The 16,790-nt window shown below is 61.6% G+C and carries 11 protein-coding genes, 2 tRNA genes and 2 rRNA genes (1 of these 15 running past the window's edge); 9 read left to right on the top strand and 6 right to left on the bottom strand.

The window, feature by feature from the left end; genetic code table 11:
• The 4 genes from P6U24_RS15325 to P6U24_RS15310 all read right to left on the bottom strand — a co-directional run.
• Positions 1-924: ribosomal RNA gene (locus P6U24_RS15325) — 23S ribosomal RNA — on the bottom strand (it extends 1,926 nt beyond the left edge of the window).
• Positions 925-1,321: 397 nt separating this feature from the next.
• Positions 1,322-1,397: transfer RNA gene (locus P6U24_RS15320), tRNA-Ala, on the bottom strand.
• Positions 1,398-1,504: 107 nt separating this feature from the next.
• A tRNA-Ile gene (locus P6U24_RS15315) sits at positions 1,505-1,581 on the bottom strand.
• Positions 1,582-1,828: 247 nt separating this feature from the next.
• Positions 1,829-3,315, bottom strand: a 16S ribosomal RNA gene (locus P6U24_RS15310).
• The 16S and 23S rRNA genes sit together here with 2 tRNA genes alongside, the layout of an rRNA operon.
• 624 nt (positions 3,316-3,939) lie before the next feature.
• Between P6U24_RS15310 and P6U24_RS15305 the strand changes: the two genes are divergently transcribed.
• The 9 genes from P6U24_RS15305 (at position 3,940) to P6U24_RS15265 (ending at position 14,017) form a co-directional block, all read left to right on the top strand.
• Positions 3,940-5,313: an LLM class flavin-dependent oxidoreductase gene (locus tag P6U24_RS15305; RefSeq protein ID WP_407159910.1), complete on the top strand. Its 1,374-nt coding sequence runs from the start codon at positions 3,940-3,942 to the stop codon at positions 5,311-5,313.
• Between the two features lie 157 nt (positions 5,314-5,470).
• Positions 5,471-5,803 carry an ArsR/SmtB family transcription factor gene (locus P6U24_RS15300; RefSeq protein ID WP_407159909.1) on the top strand — a complete coding sequence of 111 codons (333 nt, stop codon included), beginning with the start codon at positions 5,471-5,473 and terminating at the stop codon, positions 5,801-5,803.
• Positions 5,796-6,260 (top strand): SRPBCC family protein, encoded by a 465-nt coding sequence (locus P6U24_RS15295; protein ID WP_407159908.1) that lies wholly within the window; start codon positions 5,796-5,798, stop codon positions 6,258-6,260. The genes P6U24_RS15300 and P6U24_RS15295 overlap by 8 nt, the downstream gene beginning before the upstream one ends.
• Before the next feature lie 41 nt (positions 6,261-6,301).
• On the top strand, positions 6,302-7,081 hold the full coding sequence (locus P6U24_RS15290) for an alpha/beta fold hydrolase (RefSeq protein WP_407159907.1): 780 nt from the start codon (positions 6,302-6,304) through the stop codon (positions 7,079-7,081).
• A 510-nt stretch (positions 7,082-7,591) separates the two neighbouring features.
• A complete protein-coding gene (locus tag P6U24_RS15285; RefSeq protein ID WP_407157030.1) occupies positions 7,592-8,692 on the top strand; it encodes an IS4 family transposase in 1,101 nt (366 codons plus the stop codon).
• A gap of 726 nt (positions 8,693-9,418) precedes the next feature.
• Complete coding sequence (locus P6U24_RS15280; RefSeq protein WP_407160475.1) at positions 9,419-10,339, top strand: aliphatic sulfonate ABC transporter substrate-binding protein; 921 nt, start codon at positions 9,419-9,421, stop codon at positions 10,337-10,339.
• A 64-nt stretch (positions 10,340-10,403) separates the two neighbouring features.
• The gene (locus P6U24_RS15275; RefSeq protein WP_407159906.1) at positions 10,404-11,699 is read left to right on the top strand and encodes an O-acetylhomoserine aminocarboxypropyltransferase; all 1,296 of its coding nucleotides are present in this window, start codon (positions 10,404-10,406) and stop codon (positions 11,697-11,699) included.
• A 3-nt stretch (positions 11,700-11,702) separates the two neighbouring features.
• A complete protein-coding gene (locus P6U24_RS15270) occupies positions 11,703-12,485 on the top strand; it encodes an alpha/beta fold hydrolase (protein ID WP_407159905.1) in 783 nt (260 codons plus the stop codon).
• A gap of 401 nt (positions 12,486-12,886) precedes the next feature.
• Positions 12,887-14,017 carry a hypothetical protein gene (locus P6U24_RS15265; RefSeq protein ID WP_407159904.1) on the top strand — a complete coding sequence of 377 codons (1,131 nt, stop codon included), beginning with the start codon at positions 12,887-12,889 and terminating at the stop codon, positions 14,015-14,017.
• A gap of 59 nt (positions 14,018-14,076) precedes the next feature.
• On the opposite strand, the gene P6U24_RS15260 is transcribed toward P6U24_RS15265, so the two are convergent.
• The gene (locus tag P6U24_RS15260; RefSeq protein WP_407159903.1) at positions 14,077-14,985 is read right to left on the bottom strand and encodes a flagellin; all 909 of its coding nucleotides are present in this window, start codon (positions 14,983-14,985) and stop codon (positions 14,077-14,079) included.
• Between the two features lie 21 nt (positions 14,986-15,006).
• Positions 15,007-16,764, bottom strand: a complete 1,758-nt coding sequence (gene flgK, locus P6U24_RS15255) for a flagellar hook-associated protein FlgK (RefSeq protein ID WP_407159902.1) — start codon at positions 16,762-16,764, stop codon at positions 15,007-15,009.
• Positions 16,765-16,790: the final 26 nt, after the last annotated feature.

The following is a 16,790-nucleotide window of genomic DNA, read 5'->3' as shown; positions in this document are numbered from 1 at the left end:
AGGCGATACCTAAATATCTTTCGCGGAGAACCAGCTATTTCCCAGTTTGATTGGCCTTTCACCCCTAACCACAAGTCATCGGAGCCTTTTTCAACAGGCACCCGTTCGGTCCTCCAGTGAGTGTTACCTCACCTTCAACCTGCTCATGGCTAGATCACTAGGTTTCGGGTCTAATACAACGAACTTAGCGCCCTGTTCAGACTCGCTTTCGCTGCGCCTACGCCTATCGGCTTAAGCTTGCTCGTTAAATTAAGTCGCTGGCCCATAATACAAAAGGTACGACGTCACCCAGAACGAGATCTTGGGCTCCGTCTGTTTGTAGGTGTCCGGTTTCAGGTCTATTTCACTCCCCTCGTCGGGGTGCTTTTCACCTTTCCCTCACGGTACTGGTTCACTATCGGTCGCTGAGGAGTACTTAGGCTTGGAGGGTGGTCCCCCCATGTTCAGACAGGATTGCACGTGTCCCGCCTTACTCGTGCATGAATGATCGCATTACCCATACGGGGCTATCACCCTCTGAGGCCCTGCTTTCCTGACAGGTTCTGGTTGTCTCTCATTCATGACTGGCCTGGTCCGCGTTCGCTCGCCACTACTAGCGGAGTCTCTGTTGATGTCCTTTCCTCCAGGTACTTAGATGTTTCAGTTCCCTGGGTTCGCTTGAAACCTCCTATGAATTCAGAAGTCTCATACCTTCTCTTGATAACCGGAAATCCAAGACCTCACGGCCTCAGATCCTCTCGGTCTCCCAATCAAACCCCATGACCAAAGGTCTTGGAGTTCCGGCTATCGAAGGTGGGTTTCCCCATTCGGAAATCCGCGGATCAAAGCTTCTTCGCAGCTCCCCACGGCTTATCGCAGCGTAGCACGTCCTTCATCGCCTCTCAGCGCCAAGGCATCCACCGAACACCCTTAAGGCACTTGATTGCTCTCATCATCAATGTCCACACACTCGGCAGAATGTATGCCGTGCACCACGCCCGAAGACGCGGACATCACGGCCGGACACTGATTAGAAAGACCAGCTTGCTTCGTAAGATCGAACCGATGGCGACGCGGTCAAGCCTCGCCAACAGAGTCATTTACAACAGGACAGCCCGCTTCACAGCGTTCAGTCCCGCGCCGAAATGACCCGGAGATAGTGAAGGATCCGCGCAAATTCCGACCGCCGCCGATTGCTCGGTGACGCTCCATTGCGCGATCCAACTCGGATCGATCTCCTCTTCACGATGTCGAATAACCCGCATCCCACGTCGATTGCGACATGGATGCGAAGTGATGTTTCGCGGACGACGATTCGAGCAACCTCGGTGATCAAACCATCTGGTGGAGCCAGACGGGATCGAACCGACGACCTCATGCTTGCAAAGCACGCGCTCTCCCAGCTGAGCTATGGCCCCGTAACCAGAAGACGAATGCATAACGCCCGTCTTCGCCAAGTGGCTTCGCCGGGCACGCTTCGCTCATTTCAGAGCACGGCGTGCCACGCGAAGCCGAAGGCGAAGCGTGGTGGGCCTGGGAAGACTCGAACTTCCGACCTCACGCTTATCAAGCGCGCGCTCTAACCAACTGAGCTACAAGCCCTAAACGCTCATCTCTTCGAGAGACGCCAGGGCCCGCGCACGCTCAGCCCGGCTCGACGCCGATGCATCGCACAGCGCCAAGCCCCAGGCAGCGTGTTCGTCCGCGAAGAAAGAGAAACGAAGACGGCGAAATCCCGCCTATGGAGCTCATCAAAGATCTGGCGATCCGATGGCCCCTGAATGTTTCTAAAACAGCTCGATAGAAGCAGATGGTCAAAGACCAAAGCTTGCTGAAGAGCCATCCTTAGAAAGGAGGTGATCCAGCCGCAGGTTCCCCTACGGCTACCTTGTTACGACTTCACCCCAGTCGCTGACCCTACCGTGGCCGGCTGCCCCCTTTCGGTTAGCGCACCGTCTTCAGGTAAAGCCAACTCCCATGGTGTGACGGGCGGTGTGTACAAGGCCCGGGAACGTATTCACCGTGGCGTGCTGATCCACGATTACTAGCGATTCCAACTTCATGGGCTCGAGTTGCAGAGCCCAATCCGAACTGAGACGGCTTTTTGAGATTTGCTAGGACTTGCGTCTTCGCTTCCCATTGTCACCGCCATTGTAGCACGTGTGTAGCCCAGCCCGTAAGGGCCATGAGGACTTGACGTCATCCCCACCTTCCTCGCGGCTTATCACCGGCAGTCTCCTTAGAGTGCTCAACTCAATGGTAGCAACTAAGGACGGGGGTTGCGCTCGTTGCGGGACTTAACCCAACATCTCACGACACGAGCTGACGACAGCCATGCAGCACCTGTGCTCCAGGCTCCGAAGAGAAGGTCACGTCTCTGCGACCGGTCCTGGACATGTCAAGGGCTGGTAAGGTTCTGCGCGTTGCGTCGAATTAAACCACATGCTCCACCGCTTGTGCGGGCCCCCGTCAATTCCTTTGAGTTTTAATCTTGCGACCGTACTCCCCAGGCGGAATGCTTAAAGCGTTAGCTGCGCCACTGGTGAGTAAACCCACCAACGGCTGGCATTCATCGTTTACGGCGTGGACTACCAGGGTATCTAATCCTGTTTGCTCCCCACGCTTTCGTGCCTCAGCGTCAGTATCGGGCCAGTGAGCCGCCTTCGCCACTGGTGTTCTTGCGAATATCTACGAATTTCACCTCTACACTCGCAGTTCCACTCACCTCTCCCGAACTCAAGATCTTCAGTATCAAAGGCAGTTCTGGAGTTGAGCTCCAGGATTTCACCCCTGACTTAAAGACCCGCCTACGCACCCTTTACGCCCAGTGATTCCGAGCAACGCTAGCCCCCTTCGTATTACCGCGGCTGCTGGCACGAAGTTAGCCGGGGCTTATTCTTGCGGTACCGTCATTATCTTCCCGCACAAAAGAGCTTTACAACCCTAGGGCCTTCATCACTCACGCGGCATGGCTGGATCAGGCTTGCGCCCATTGTCCAATATTCCCCACTGCTGCCTCCCGTAGGAGTTTGGGCCGTGTCTCAGTCCCAATGTGGCTGATCATCCTCTCAGACCAGCTACTGATCGTCGCCTTGGTGAGCCATTACCTCACCAACTAGCTAATCAGACGCGGGCCGATCTTTCGGCGATAAATCTTTCCCCCGAAGGGCTTATCCGGTATTAGCCCAAGTTTCCCTGGGTTGTTCCGAACCAAAAGGTACGTTCCCACGCGTTACTCACCCGTCTGCCGCTGACGTATTGCTACGCCCGCTCGACTTGCATGTGTTAAGCCTGCCGCCAGCGTTCGCTCTGAGCCAGGATCAAACTCTCAAGTTGAACTTGAAGCTTGAACCGGCTGATCACAACGTTTGACGAGGTCCCACCAACAGATCGCCTACGCTTCACAGCGCAAGCAACCATGGTGTTACCTTTGAAACGTGTAACCGCCGAAGTCTTCTCGTCCAGTCCCGAACATCAAGCCGAAGCCCAACGCCAGAGACCCGCAAGGACTCCGCCGTCCACGTTTCTCTTTCTTCATCTTCACTTGTCAAACAGCCTGCCCCTCTGCAGCCAAGGGCTACAAAGCGGCCACCTCGAAATTTTCGGAAGCGAGATGCTCCTTGGCGGAGCCTCTACAGATAGGTAACTTTCCGACGTCTTCAAGGTCCGAGAGACAAATAACGGCGCCCTGCAAGTGGCAGGCGCCAGTGATTGGCTCGTTTCGGATGGCGGTTATCTATGGGAAGGCCGGGGGATGAGCAAGCGGTTTTTTCGCACTCGCGTAAAAACTTTTCCACAGCCCCGATCTGGCACAATCGTTCCGGCCATTCCCTCCGACCGAGTTCCTGGACGAACCGCGCATCGCCTGTCCCATGCTCACCCGTTGCGCAGCGTCATCGCCCTACGCAGCGAACCGCAATCGTGCCAAGCTGGCGCGTGCGGAAATGCTGAGGACTGAGCATGGCGAAAGAAATCCGGCTGAACGCGTTCGCGATGAACTGTATCGGGCATCAATCGCCCGGGCTGTGGCGGCATCCGCGTGACCGCTCCAGCAACTACAATCGCCTGCCCTACTGGATCGATCTCGCCAAGATACTGGAGCGCGGCCGGTTCGACGGGCTCTTTCTCGCCGACGTGCTCGGCGTCTACGACGTCTATGGCGGCAGCCCCGACGCTGCACTGCGCCACGCGATCCAGGTGCCGGTCAACGATCCCCTGATGCTGATCTCGGCCATGGCCGCCGTCACCTCGCATCTCGGCTTCGGCGTCACCTGCACGCTGTCCTATGAGCCGCCTTTTCCGTTCGCACGGAGGATGTCGACGCTCGATCATCTCACCGAGGGGCGCATCGGCTGGAACATCGTGACCGGCTATCTCGACAGCGCCGCGCGCGGCATGGGCCGGGATCGCCAGGCCGGCCATGATGACCGCTATGATGTCGCCGACGAATACATGGAGGTGGTCTACAAACTCTGGGAAGGCAGCTGGGAGGACGACGCCGCACTGCGCGATCGCGTCAGCGGCATCTTCACCGATCCCAGCAAGGTCCACCGCGTCCGGCACCAGGGCACGAATTTCCAGCTCGATGCCATCCACCTCTGCGAGCCGTCACCGCAGCGCACGCCCCTGCTCTATCAGGCCGGCACCTCGCCGCGCGGCCGCCTCTTCGCCGGCCGACATGCCGAATGCGTGTTCATGTCGGGGCCATCGACCAAGGTGATCGCGCCTCGTGTGGCGGCGATCCGCCAAGCGGCAGTGGATGCAGGCCGCGCGGGCGATGACATCGTGATCTTCAGCATCGCCACCATCGTGCTCGGCGCCACCGAGGCTGAGGCGGAGGCCAAGCTCGCCGACTACCGGCACTACATCGACCATGAGGCCTCGCTGACGCTGATGTCGGGCTGGACCGGCGTCGATTTCTCGACCTATGAGCTCGACCAAGAGGTCCGCCACGTCCTCAACGACGCCGGACGCAGCGCGATGGACAACGTCACCCGCGCCGATCCCGACCGGATCTGGACTGTGCGTGAGGTCGCCGAGCACATCGGCATCGGCGGCATCGGCCCGGTCTTCGTCGGCACGCCGGAGAAGGTCGCCGACGAGATCGAGGCCTGGGCCGAGCAAACCGGCGTCGACGGGCTCAACCTTGCCTTCGCCTTGTCACCGGAAAGCTTCGCCGATGTGGCCGATCTCCTGGTGCCGGAGCTGACCCGGCGCGGCCGCTACAAGCAGGCCTATCAGCCCGGCACCTTGCGCGAGAAGATGTTTGGTGCCGGGCGCGCGCGTCTGACGGCGCCGCATCCGGCGGCGCATTATCGGCCGCAGCCATCGTGAAGCAGGCGCGACGCCCCTCGTAGTTGGCGCCTGCACCACGGCCCTCCCCAGACGATATCCAACAGCGCCACCAGTGACGTCCGTCGGCCGATCGAGGGCAGCTTGACAGGCAAGCAATTGCTTGCATAATTAGGCAAGCAATCACTTGCGTATCGAGATGGTAGAGCGCGACGACACCGACCAGCTGTTCAAGGCTTTGGCCGATCCGAGCCGCCGCAAGCTGCTCGATCTGCTGCGCGTCCATGACGGCCGCACGCTCGTCGAGCTCTGCGAGCACCTGGACATGACGCGACAAGGCGTGACGCAGCACCTTGGGGTTTTGGAAGCGGCGAACCTGGTTGCCACCGTGCGGCGCGGCCGCGAGAAGCTGCACTTCCTCAATCCAGTGCCGCTCCAGGAGATCTACGACCGCTGGATTGCAAGATTCGAACGGCCGCGCCTCAAGGCGCTGTCAAACCTGAAGCGACGCCTGGAGAGCACCGATGACTAGATCGACCTTCGTCTATGTGAGCTATATCCGCACCACGCCGGAGAAGCTGTGGTCGGCGCTGACCGATGCCGAGTTCATGAAGCAGTACTGGTTCGGCATGCACTGCGAAAGCCAATGGACGGCAGGATCATCATGGCAGCTGGTGTCCGCCGATGGCCAGATTTTCGATGCCGGCGAGATCGTCGAGTCCGAGCCGCCGCATCGCCTGGTCATCCGCTGGCAGCACCAGAACAGGCCAGAGCTGAAGGCCGAAGGCTATTCTCAGTGCACGATCGAGCTCGAACCCAGTGGAGCTGCCGTCAAGCTGTCGATCACCCACAGCATCGAGCAGAAACCCTCGAAGCTGATCGAGGCGGTGTCCGGCGGCTGGCCCAAGATCATCTCCAATCTCAAGTCCCTGCTGGAAACCGGCTCTTCCGTTCTGCAGGAGCCCTACCCGACCGGACAAAAGGCGTAACTTGGAGCGCGATAACCTCAAGCGTGTGCACGGAGAGCCTCATGACTATGCCGCAGAGTCTCCTTGGGACGATCATAGCACTGATGCTCGCGACCAGCGCGAACGCACAAGTGGCTGCATCGTCCATGCATTCCGCGACGATCGTTCTCGTTCACGGCGCACTCGTCGACGGCTCCGGTTGGCGAGGCGTCTATGACGTGCTGACCAGGGACGGTTACCACGTCAGCATCGTGCAGCAGCCGCTGACCGGACTGGACGACGACGTCGCAGCGACCAAGCGCGTGCTTGCCTGGCAGGATGGCCCGGTCGTCCTGGTTGGCCACAGCTATGGCGGCGCCATTATTAGCGTGGCCGGCAGCGATCCCAGGGTGAAGGCGCTTGTCTATGTCGCCGCGCTTCAACCCGATATCGGCGAGAGCAGCGCCGAGGCGGCGCCACCGCGCCCCGAAGCGAGCAAGGATCTGAGGACGACGAAGGACGGTTTTGTCGTGCTCGACCCGGCGAAGTTCGCTGCCGATTTCGGCGCGGATCTGCCCAAGGCGCAGGCCGCATTCATGGCAAGCTCGCAGGTGCCGGTGTCAGGCTCGGTCTTCAGCGCAAAGCTCACGCAGGCGGCCTGGCACGACAAACCGAGCTACGCGATCATCGCTACGCAGGACCATGCCCTTGATCCTGAACGCGCGCGGTGGATGGCCAAGCGGGCCGGCTCCAAGGTGACACTGATCCCCGCAAGCCACGCCGTCTACATCTCCCACCCTCGTGCCGTCGCCCGGGTCATCGAGACCGCCGCGCATGATGTCAGCTTCGGGAGGACGCCGTGAGATCGCGTACCGGGCAAAGGCGGACTTTTGCCTGAGCTTTCAACCCGATCCTCCATTTGACTCGATCGACAAAATTTCTCTTTCGTTTTTTCGGAAATCATGCTACATCAGCTCTGTCCTCGCCCGATCAGAGGGGCGCTTCGCGGGTCGTCACGAAACGTTGGGCGGGAGATGCGGTGGGCGCGTCGTGTTGCAGCTCGCGTTGCGAGCGGACGAACAATGCGATGCGCACGGCGAAATCGTGCGGTCCCGGCATCCCGACGCTGATGCCAAGTGGGCGGTGATGAGCCGCTCGCGACGGTGGCCAAAAAGCAGGGCGCACCGAGGAGACCACGTATAAGCCGTAACGCCATCGCGCAGGGAAGGCCGGATGTTCGGCTCGTACCTGTGGTGACTGCCGCCTGCTTTTTTGTCTAGCAGGCGGGCCATGGGTGCAGCCTGCACCCGGCCTTCCCCATAGGCGTTAAGTTTAGTCTTGCGTGTTGGAATCGTTCGTGATTCGAACATGGGATGACACGAGATTCGCTTTTGAACGAAGACTGGGCGAGCGTCGTTACGCAGCTAGGTGGGGCTGCGCAGCTCGAGAGCAGCGCGCGCCAGACGAAAGCTTTTGTGCGGCAACGGCGGATCCCTGATGCGGTGGCGTTGCTTCGGCTGATGCTGGCTTATTGTCTGGGTGAAAGAGGGTTAAGATCGACGGCCGCGTGGGCTGCTTCTGTTGGCCTTGCCAATCTGAGTAGCGTGGCGCTGTTCTACCGCCTGCGTCAATGTGGCGATTGGTTTACCGTGCTTGTGGAGCGCTTGCTCGCGGCGGCGGCGCCAAAGGCGAGCCGAGGCCGTCTGATCCGTATCATCGATGCCACGACAGTGCCTCAGGCAGGGCCGGCTGCGCGCAAGAACAGCGAGCTTTGGCGCATTCATAGTGCATTTGATCTGCCATATGAGCGGTTTGGCCATTTCGAACTGACAGATCAGCAAGAGGGCGAGACGTTTGACCGCATACCAGTGGTCAAGGGTGAGATCCGTATTGCTGACCGCGCCTATCTACAACCTGATCGCATCTCGGCAGTGCTCGAAGCTGGTGCAGATGTTTTGATCCGAGCGGGCTGGAAGAACGCACGTTGGCTTGATGCCAAAGGCTATCCGCTCGATCTGATAGCCGAATTACGGGCGGGGAACGCCCGCGGACTGATCGATCGGCCGATTTGGATCAAACGCAAGGCCGGCGCGCCTCTGGCTATGCGTCTGATCGCAGTCAAGAAGTCTGCCGATGCGGCTGCCGCGTCGCGTCGTAAAGCCCGGCGAGACGCCCAAGACGAAAACCGCACCATCTCTAAAGAAACTTTGGAAGCGGCGGATTGGGTCATCCTGGTCACCTCGCTAGCGCCGGACGAGTTCACCGTCGAAGATGTGCTTGCGCTTTACAGACTGCGATGGCGGATCGAACTCGGCTTCAAGCGATTGAAGAGTTTGATCGGCCTCAAGACACCGCCTGGAACCGATCCGCGCTCCGCCAAGCCCTACCTGCTGGCTCATCTCTTGATCATTTTGCTGCTCGAACCGCTTGTCCGCGAGTTCGAGGACTCTCCCCACTGGACGCAGGCCGCCTGACGACACCTGGCGCTTGGCGTGTCTTGCAGCAACTCATTGCGTCCTTGCTACAAGCAATCATTCCACAACCAACCATCCGCCGCCTCCATCACAGCAAACGGGTATTGGACCGGCACCTCTACGAGCCACCTCGAAAACGACGATATCAATCGATGCCCGCATTATCTTAACGCCTATGCGGCCTTCCCTGTGCCCTCTTTTCCGGGAGGGGACAATGCTCGGCGCAAAGCTCGGACGCAACTCTGCGTCGCGAGAACGGAGCTGCATGTTTTAGTCGTTGCGAGGCGCGTAGCGCCGAAGCAATCCAGCATCACGCGTGACGAGAGAACTGGATTGCTTCGTCGCCGGAGCTTGTCATCGGGCTCGCCGAAGGCGAGACCCGGTGGGCTCCTCGCAATGACTGGGAAAAATTCCCCGCGGAAATGGTAGAAGCTGAACCGGTCGTGGCGTCCGTCATCAGGCCGGCGCGAGCAAGGTCCCGAGAACAATCGTTCTCACACGCTCGTCAAATGGAGAATTTTGCTCTCCGATCTCGATGATAAGCAAAATTGCTCCCGCCCACGCCATCCGTCAAACAATGCGATCACAATTGGTCCCCGGAGTTTCGATATGAATTTCCTTGCCCGCCAGACGCCGGCCCCGACCACGGCCGATGCGCAATGTCTCCCTTCGGCCCGCACACGCCGCGCCGCGATCCTGCAGGGCCTCGCTGCGGTCTCGCTCGGCATGCTCATCAGCGCCGAGGCCGCCCGCCCCGCCATGGCGGCCGAAACGCTGCGCATCGGCTATCAGCGCTCATCGACGCTGATCGCGATCCTCAAGGCCAATGGCGAATTGGAGAAGGCCTTGGCGCCGCTCGGCATCGCCATCACGTGGCACGAATTCTCGAGCGGCCTGCCGCTGCTGGAGGCGATCAATGTCGGCAGCATCGATTTCGGCGCCGATGTCGCCGACACCGTGCCGATCTTTGCGCAAGCCGCCGGCGCCAAGCTCGCTTATGTCGCCGAGGAAGCGCCCTCGCCGTCCGCGCAGGCCATTCTGGTTCCGACCTCCTCGCCGCTCAAGGTGGTCTCCGAGCTGAAGGGCAAGCGGATCGCCGTGACCAAGGGCGCCGGCAGCCACTATCTGCTGCTGGCGGCCTTGGCGAAGGCGGGCCTCACCTTCAAGGACATCGCGCCCGCCTATCTGCCACCGGCGGACGGCCGCGCCGCTTTTGTCAGCAACAATGTCGACGCCTGGATCGCCTGGGATCCGTTCCTGTCCAGCGTCATCAGGCAGTCCGGCGCGCGCGTCCTGGCCGACGGCAGTAATGGGCTTGCGAGCTACAAGCGCTACTACTTGGCCTCGGCCGACTACGCCGACAAGCACGGCGCCGTGCTCGACGTGATCTACGGCAAGCTCGCAGAGACCGGAAAATGGGTAAAGGCCAATCCCGGTCCCGCCGCGACCCTGCTCGCCGGTCTCTGGGGCATCGACGCTGCGACCGTGGAGGAAGCCAACAGCCATCGCTCCTACCAGGTCGGTGCGGTGACTTTGGCTGGTCTGTCCGAGCAGCAGAAGATCGCGGACGCGTTTTTGGCCGAGCACGTGCTGCCGGTGAAGGTCGACACCACGGCATTGAAGATATGGACACCGAAGGCGCCGTGAGGCTGACGCCGCCTGCGGATTTGTGGCAGAACAGACCGTCTTTCGCCTATCCCGGGAGTCCAGCATGCCGCCGCCGAAACCGCCCGCTTTCGAGACCCTGAGCCTGCATGCGGGCCAGCAGCCCGATCCCGTGACCGGCGCCCGCGCGGTGCCGATCTATCAGACCACGTCCTACGTGTTCGAGGACACCGATCACGCCGCGGCGCTGTTCAACCTCGAACGTGCCGGGCATATTTACACGCGCATCTCCAATCCGACCACGGCGGTACTCGAGGAACGGCTTGCCGCACTGGAAGGCGGCGTCGGCGCGATCTGCACCGCGAGCGGCCAGGCGGCGCTGCACCTCGCCATCGCCACCCTGCTTAATGCCGGCGATCATATCGTTGCTTCTTCCTCGCTCTATGGCGGCACCATCAATCTGCTCGCGCACACGCTGCCGCGCTTCGGCATCACCACCTCTTTCGTGAAGCCCAGGGATCTCGACGCCTTCCGTGCGGCGATCACGCCGCGAACGCGGCTCGTGATTGGCGAGACCATCGGCAATCCCGGACTCGAGGTGCTGGATATCCCGAAGGTCGCCGATATCGCCCACGCCGCCGGCGTGCCGCTGCTGGTCGACAACACCTTTGCCACGCCCTATCTCAGCCAGCCCGTCGCGCTCGGCGCGGACATCGTGATGCATTCGGTGACCAAGTGGCTCGGCGGCCATGGCATCGCGATCGGCGGCGCCATCATCGATGGTGGCCGGTTCGACTGGCGCTCGTCGGGGAAATTCCCGCAACTCACCGAGCCCTATGCCGGCTATCACGGTATGGTCTTCGACGAGCAGTTCGGCCCGGCGGCCTTCATCATGCGGGCGCGCACGGAAGGTTTGCGCGATTTCGGCGCCTGCCTGTCACCGACCAACGCCTTCCATCTCCTGCAGGGCATCGAAACACTGCCTGTGCGCATGGAGCGCCACGTCGCGAACACCATTGCGGTGCTGGACTTCCTCAAGACAAACAAGGCGGTTGACTGGGTGCTGCATCCGTCGCTTGAAAATCACCCGGACCATGCGCTGGCGCGTGAGCTCTTGCCGCGCGGCGCCGGCTCGATCGTTTCGTTCGGCATCAAGGGCGGACGGCCTTCGGGGCGCAAGTTCATCGAAAGCCTGAAGCTGATCAGCCATCTCGCCAATGTCGGCGACGCCAAGACGCTGGTGATTCATCCCGCCAGCACAACGCATCAGCAGATGGATGCAAGCCAACTCAAAGCCGCAGGGATCGGCGAGGAGTTGGTGAGGCTATCGGTTGGCATCGAAGCGGCTCAAGATATCATCGACGATCTCGGACAGGCGCTGCGCGCCTCGCAGAAGGTGTGAGCCATGCAGCTGTCAGTGATTGGCAAGGAGACTTTCGTCGCGACCGGCGGGCGGAATTTTGACCCTGCACTGCCCGCCGTGGTGTTCCTGCATGGCGCCGGCTTCGATCATTCCGCCTGGGCGCTGCACAGCCGCTGGTTCGCGCATCACGGCCATGCCGTGCTGGCGGCGGACCTTCCCGGCCACGGGCGCTCGGCGGGGACGCCGCTGTCCAGCATCGCCGCGATGGCGGACTGGACCGTTGCCCTGCTCGATGCGGCCGGCGCTGCCTCCGCGCATCTGATCGGCCATTCCATGGGTTCGCTGATCGCCCTCGACGCGGCTGCGCGACACCCCGACCGCGTCACCGCGCTGAGCCTGATCGGTACCGCCGCGACCATGGCCGTCGGCCCTGATCTTCTGAAGGCGGCCGAGACAAACGACCAGGCGGCGATCGACATGGTCTCGATCTGGGGGCTCGGTTATGCCGCCGAACTCGGCGGCAGCCGTGCGCCGGGCCTGTGGATGCATGGCGGCGCGCAGGCGACCCTGAAGCGCTGCGCGCCCGGCGTGCTGTTCAATGATCTCTCGGCCTGCAACGCCTATCAGGACGCGCTCGCCTCTGCCGCACGCATCAAGGTGCCGGTCACGCTCATCCTTGGCGAGAAGGATATGATGACGCCGGCCAAGGCCGGCAGAGCGCTGGCATCCGCGATCCCGCATGCGAGGACCATCGTGCTGCCGGGTGCCGGCCACATGATGATGGCCGAACGTCCCGATCATCTGCTCGCGGCGCTAAAAGGCTAGCCACGCATGGCAGGCTCTCTCAGCCCGTGGGTTGGCGGATAATCTATCCGAATAAGTGTCCATCGCGACATCACAACCAACACACGAGCACACTTTCGAGTTGTATAGGATGATATTTTCTTGCCTTAACTACGCCTTCGCTTTTGTGGTTCTTTCTGTAGAATGCTCACACTTTAGACCCAAATTCAGCACATGATGTCCGTCGCTGGCCGTGATGAACATGACGTGAGGCAGATTGCTCGCTTTGACGTTGTGAGCGCTCATCGGATGGGGACACTCCGATGGCGCGGATGCATGCGGTATCCTCATCCTGGGCACGAACGCGTTCGCTAATGAAGAGCTTAATAACGTAAGCACATGTCGCGGCGAGGCGCCGCCGGCAGAGCGAGTGGGGGGTTAGCGTGAGTGATTCAAATCAAAGCCACGATCCCAACAGTCTGGCCTACTACGCGCCGCCCGGATCGCCGGACAGAAAAGACCCGTCGATGTCGTCCGATCCCGATGGCGCTCTGGCGCCGCAACGCCGAGTCGAAGACCTCACGCCGCACCTGCGGATCGTCAAGCCGAACGAAGCGCGACCGAAGGACTCCTCCGACGCGTTCGCCGCGGCCGTCGCCATGGCGATGCGTCAGCAGCAGGAGGCCGAGCTCCTGAACGCCTCGTCGGTGCTGCAGCGACGCTCGTCGATCCCGGCTGCGGCGACCTTCGCGGTGGCGATCGCAGGGGCCGCACTTGTCGCGCTGGCCTATGTGGTGCTGTTTCCGCAGCAACCCGATCAGCGCAGCCTGACATTGCTGCGACCTTTCGCGCCGACGACCCAACGCCCGGCTCCGACGCTGATCGTCCGCAATCACAGTGGTACGCTCAATGAGCCGCTGGAGCTGGGTGTGAGCGTCCAACCTGCCGAACCCGGCGTTACGGTCACCATCAAGGGGCTCCCGGTCGGCGCAAAGCTCACAGCCGGCGAGCAGATGGGTCTCACCGAATGGCGCATGGCGGCCGATGACGCGGCAAACGCCGTTGTCATTCCGCCGCAGGACTTCGCCGGCGACATCAATTTGGCCGCCGAGCTGCGCAATGCAGACAATTTGGCGCTGGTCACGAGCGTGATACAGCTCAGCTGGAAAGCTCCGCCGCCGCCACCTGCGCCTGTCGCCGCACCGGCCGCTCCGCCGCCTCCGCAGGTCGCTGCTGCGCCCGCCGCGCCGGAGCCTGTGCCGAGCCCACCCGCGCCCCGCGTCGATCCCAGCACAAACGAGGTTGGCGGCTTGGTCCGGCGGGCGCAGGAAATGCTGTTGATGGGCGAAGTGAAGGCCGCACGGGCGCTGCTGCTTCGCGCCGCGGACGCCCGCGATGCGCAGGCTGCCTATTTACTGGCGAAGACCTATGATCCGACCCTGGTGCGGCAGTCCGGTGCCGCCGATGCCGGACCTGACCTCGCGCAGGCGCGATCGTGGTATCAGAAGGCCCGCGAATGGGGCGCGCCGGAAGCGCAACGGCAGCTCGACGCGCTCGCGAGTTATGGGCGCTGAGGCGACATCAGCACCAGTGGCGCGGCGCCTTCGCAAGGTGCCTTGCCAACATAGGTCGCCTACCGCAGATAGCTCGCCAGGTTGAGGCTCTGGACCTTGGAGATCGCCGTATAGGATGCCGTGAGCTGCGCCTGGTAGGCCGAGAGCTGCGCGGTCACGGCCGCGACGTCGACGCTGGAGAGGCTCGTGCCGAGGCTCTCCGCATAACTCATGAAATCGCTTTGGGTCGACTGCGCCGTCGATATCTGCGCGGACGCGCTCGACAGCTTGGCCTGCACCGTCGCGACATCGTCGACAGCGCTGTCGACGAGCTTGAGCGCATTCGTAATATCGGCGGCCGACAGTGAGGTGCTGTTGGCCACGAATTTCAATGCGCGCATGACCTCTTCGATCGCCGGATTGTCCGCCGTGACGCCGTAGGTCACGCTCTGGGTGCCCGAGACCCGAACCGAGGCCAGCTCATCATCCCCCCGATAGTAGCTGGTGTCTGCCGTGGACAGCGACCCCGCTCCGGTCGCAAACGAGCTCAGATCGACTGGCGCCGTCGACGTCTTTGCGCCGGCGAACACATATTGGCCGTCATATTGCGTGTTGAGAGCTCCGCCCATCTGCTGGAGAAGCTGCTGTGCCGAGCTGATGGCGGAGGCCACCTCTGTACTGCTGGCGGTGCTGGCCGCGCTGAGCGCTGTGCGCAGCTTGGTTACGATATCCGAGACCTGATCAAGGGCCTTGTACATGACGTTCGTCTTGCTGTCTGCGAGCGTCGCGGCATCGATATAGGACTGCGCACGCGTCACGGAGACCTGCAGGTTGACGATGTGCTGGGTATCCACGCCATAATCGGCGAGATAGCCGGACTTCAGTCCCGACGCCTCCTGCACCTGCATATTGGCCATCGTCGCCTCCGTGCGGAGCGCGCTGGCAACCATCTGATCCGTGACCCCAAAAGTCGCAACACGCATGGTCATGGCATATCTTTCTGTGCTCGATTATGTCGACTGCATCGCGGAAACCAGCGACGAGAACATCGCATTGACGGTCGAGAGCAATTGCGATGCCGCCGCATACTTGTTCTGCAGGGCGCTGATCCGCGCAGTCTCTTCGTCGATGTTGACGCCCGCTTCCGACGACAACGAATTGGCGTAGGTCGATTGTGCTGTCGACTTTGCGGTATAGGCGCTGGACGCCTGCGACGCCTTGCTCGCAACGTTCGCCACGATGGCGGACGCATAGTCGGCAAACGAGCCTGTCGTGGCGGTCAGCCCACCGGCCGAGGCGAAGTTCGTGGAGCCCGTGAGCGCCTTGTAGAACGAGTTGATGATGGTCGCCGAACCGGGCGTCAGAACCTCGCTTCCGGCGGTGAGCGTGGCCGAGCCGTCCAGCGTATCGGTCGGAAGCGCCTCCGCGCCGGTGAGGAAGTTGCTGCGGACCGCGAAGTTCGACGCGCCCGTCCCGGTAACGAGGTCGTTCATCCCGAAATAATCGGAGAAGCCTACCCCGCTGACCGAGCTGCTCATGTCGTTGATGGCAACGCCATCTGCGGAATTGGTCGAGCTGATGCTCAAGTGCCCGTTGGCGTCGACCGAGGCCGACACGCCGGAGATGCCGTTGAGGGCCGTCACCAGGTCGCCCACCGTGGAATAGCTCGAGAGATTGAGATCCTGATACGAAACGAGCTTTCCGCCCTGATCGGTGACTGCGATCCGGACTGTCCCGGTGGCCGCCAGCGCGGTCGAACCGCTCACCGTCGCGGTGCCGGTCAGGCTGGTCGGCGCCGGCACGGCGGAGGCTCCGTTGCTGACCGAATTGAGCGCCGACTTCAGCTGCGTGGCGAGCTGATCCAGCTGAGTCTGCTCCGCCGGCAGCGTCTTGTCACGCAGCGTGATCAGGGCACCGATCTTGCCGGAGGTGATCTGAGAGGTGATATCGACCCCACCGACCGTGATCCCGCTGAAGCCGCCGGAGCTATAGCTGGTCGAGGCCGTGACGTTGGAGGATGCCGTATAGCTCAGCGTGTGCGCGGAGCTATCCACCAGCGCCTGCCCTGATGACGAATAGACCTGCACATCGCCGTTGGACGCCGTGTAATAGCTGACATTCATATACGAGGAGAGATCCTGCAGCGCCGAGTTGCGCTCGTCTTCGAGGTCCGCGGTCGATTGTCCGGCCGCGGCCATCCTCTTGATCTGCAGGTTCAGGTCCGCGATCTGGTTGATATCGCTGTTGATGCTGGTGACGGACGAAGCGATGTCCTGGTCGGCGTTGGACCGCAACGTCTGAATGCTGCTCGACGTGTCGCGCAATTGCGAAGCCACGTCGCCCAGTGCGCTGACCACCGCCGATTGCAGCGAGACGCTGCTTGGCGAGCTTGCAAGCGACGTCAGGGCCGTCTCCAGCGAAGCCAACGTGTTTGCGAGCGACGTGCCCTTGGTGGACGTGCCCGCGCTGCTGATGCTGCCGAACAGTTGCTGCAGCTCGCTCATGTAGCTGTTGGTGGTACCGGCAGCACCGAGATCAGACGTGGATTCGATCAGCGACTTCAGCAGAAGCTGGTCGACATTGCTGCTGATGCCCGTGATCGAGACGCCGGTTCCGACGCCGCCGGTCACGTTGGCGACCTGGTTGGCAGTCTTCCTGGTGTAACCCGCGGTGTCGGCGTTGGAGATGTTCGACGACGCCACGCCGATCTGGACTTCGGTTGCAGAGAGCGCGCTGAACGCGATCAGGCGCGCAATATCGAGTGACACCGCATCCTCCTACGGTAATGGCCTGC

Source organism: Bradyrhizobium sp. STM 3557 (assembly GCF_045571465.1).
Taxonomy (GTDB): Bacteria; Pseudomonadota; Alphaproteobacteria; order Rhizobiales; family Xanthobacteraceae; genus Bradyrhizobium.
The sequence above is the reverse complement of the archived record's forward strand: the minus strand, read 5'-3'. Positions and strand labels throughout refer to the sequence as shown.

Excerpts from the sequence above, each read along its gene's own strand:
- P6U24_RS15295 (WP_407159908.1), top strand. The coding sequence starts at position 5,796 with ATGACTAGATCGACCTTCGTCTATGTGAGCTATATCCGCACCACGCCG.
- P6U24_RS15280 (WP_407160475.1), top strand. The coding sequence starts at position 9,419 with ATGCTCATCAGCGCCGAGGCCGCCCGCCCCGCCATGGCGGCCGAAACG.
- P6U24_RS15300 (WP_407159909.1), top strand. The coding sequence starts at position 5,471 with ATGGTAGAGCGCGACGACACCGACCAGCTGTTCAAGGCTTTGGCCGAT.
- P6U24_RS15260 (WP_407159903.1), bottom strand. The coding sequence starts at position 14,985 with ATGACCATGCGTGTTGCGACTTTTGGGGTCACGGATCAGATGGTTGCC.
- P6U24_RS15270 (WP_407159905.1), top strand. The coding sequence starts at position 11,703 with ATGCAGCTGTCAGTGATTGGCAAGGAGACTTTCGTCGCGACCGGCGGG.
- P6U24_RS15275 (WP_407159906.1), top strand. The coding sequence starts at position 10,404 with ATGCCGCCGCCGAAACCGCCCGCTTTCGAGACCCTGAGCCTGCATGCG.
- P6U24_RS15290 (WP_407159907.1), top strand. The coding sequence starts at position 6,302 with ATGACTATGCCGCAGAGTCTCCTTGGGACGATCATAGCACTGATGCTC.
- P6U24_RS15305 (WP_407159910.1), top strand. The coding sequence starts at position 3,940 with ATGGCGAAAGAAATCCGGCTGAACGCGTTCGCGATGAACTGTATCGGG.
- P6U24_RS15285 (WP_407157030.1), top strand. The coding sequence starts at position 7,592 with ATGACACGAGATTCGCTTTTGAACGAAGACTGGGCGAGCGTCGTTACG.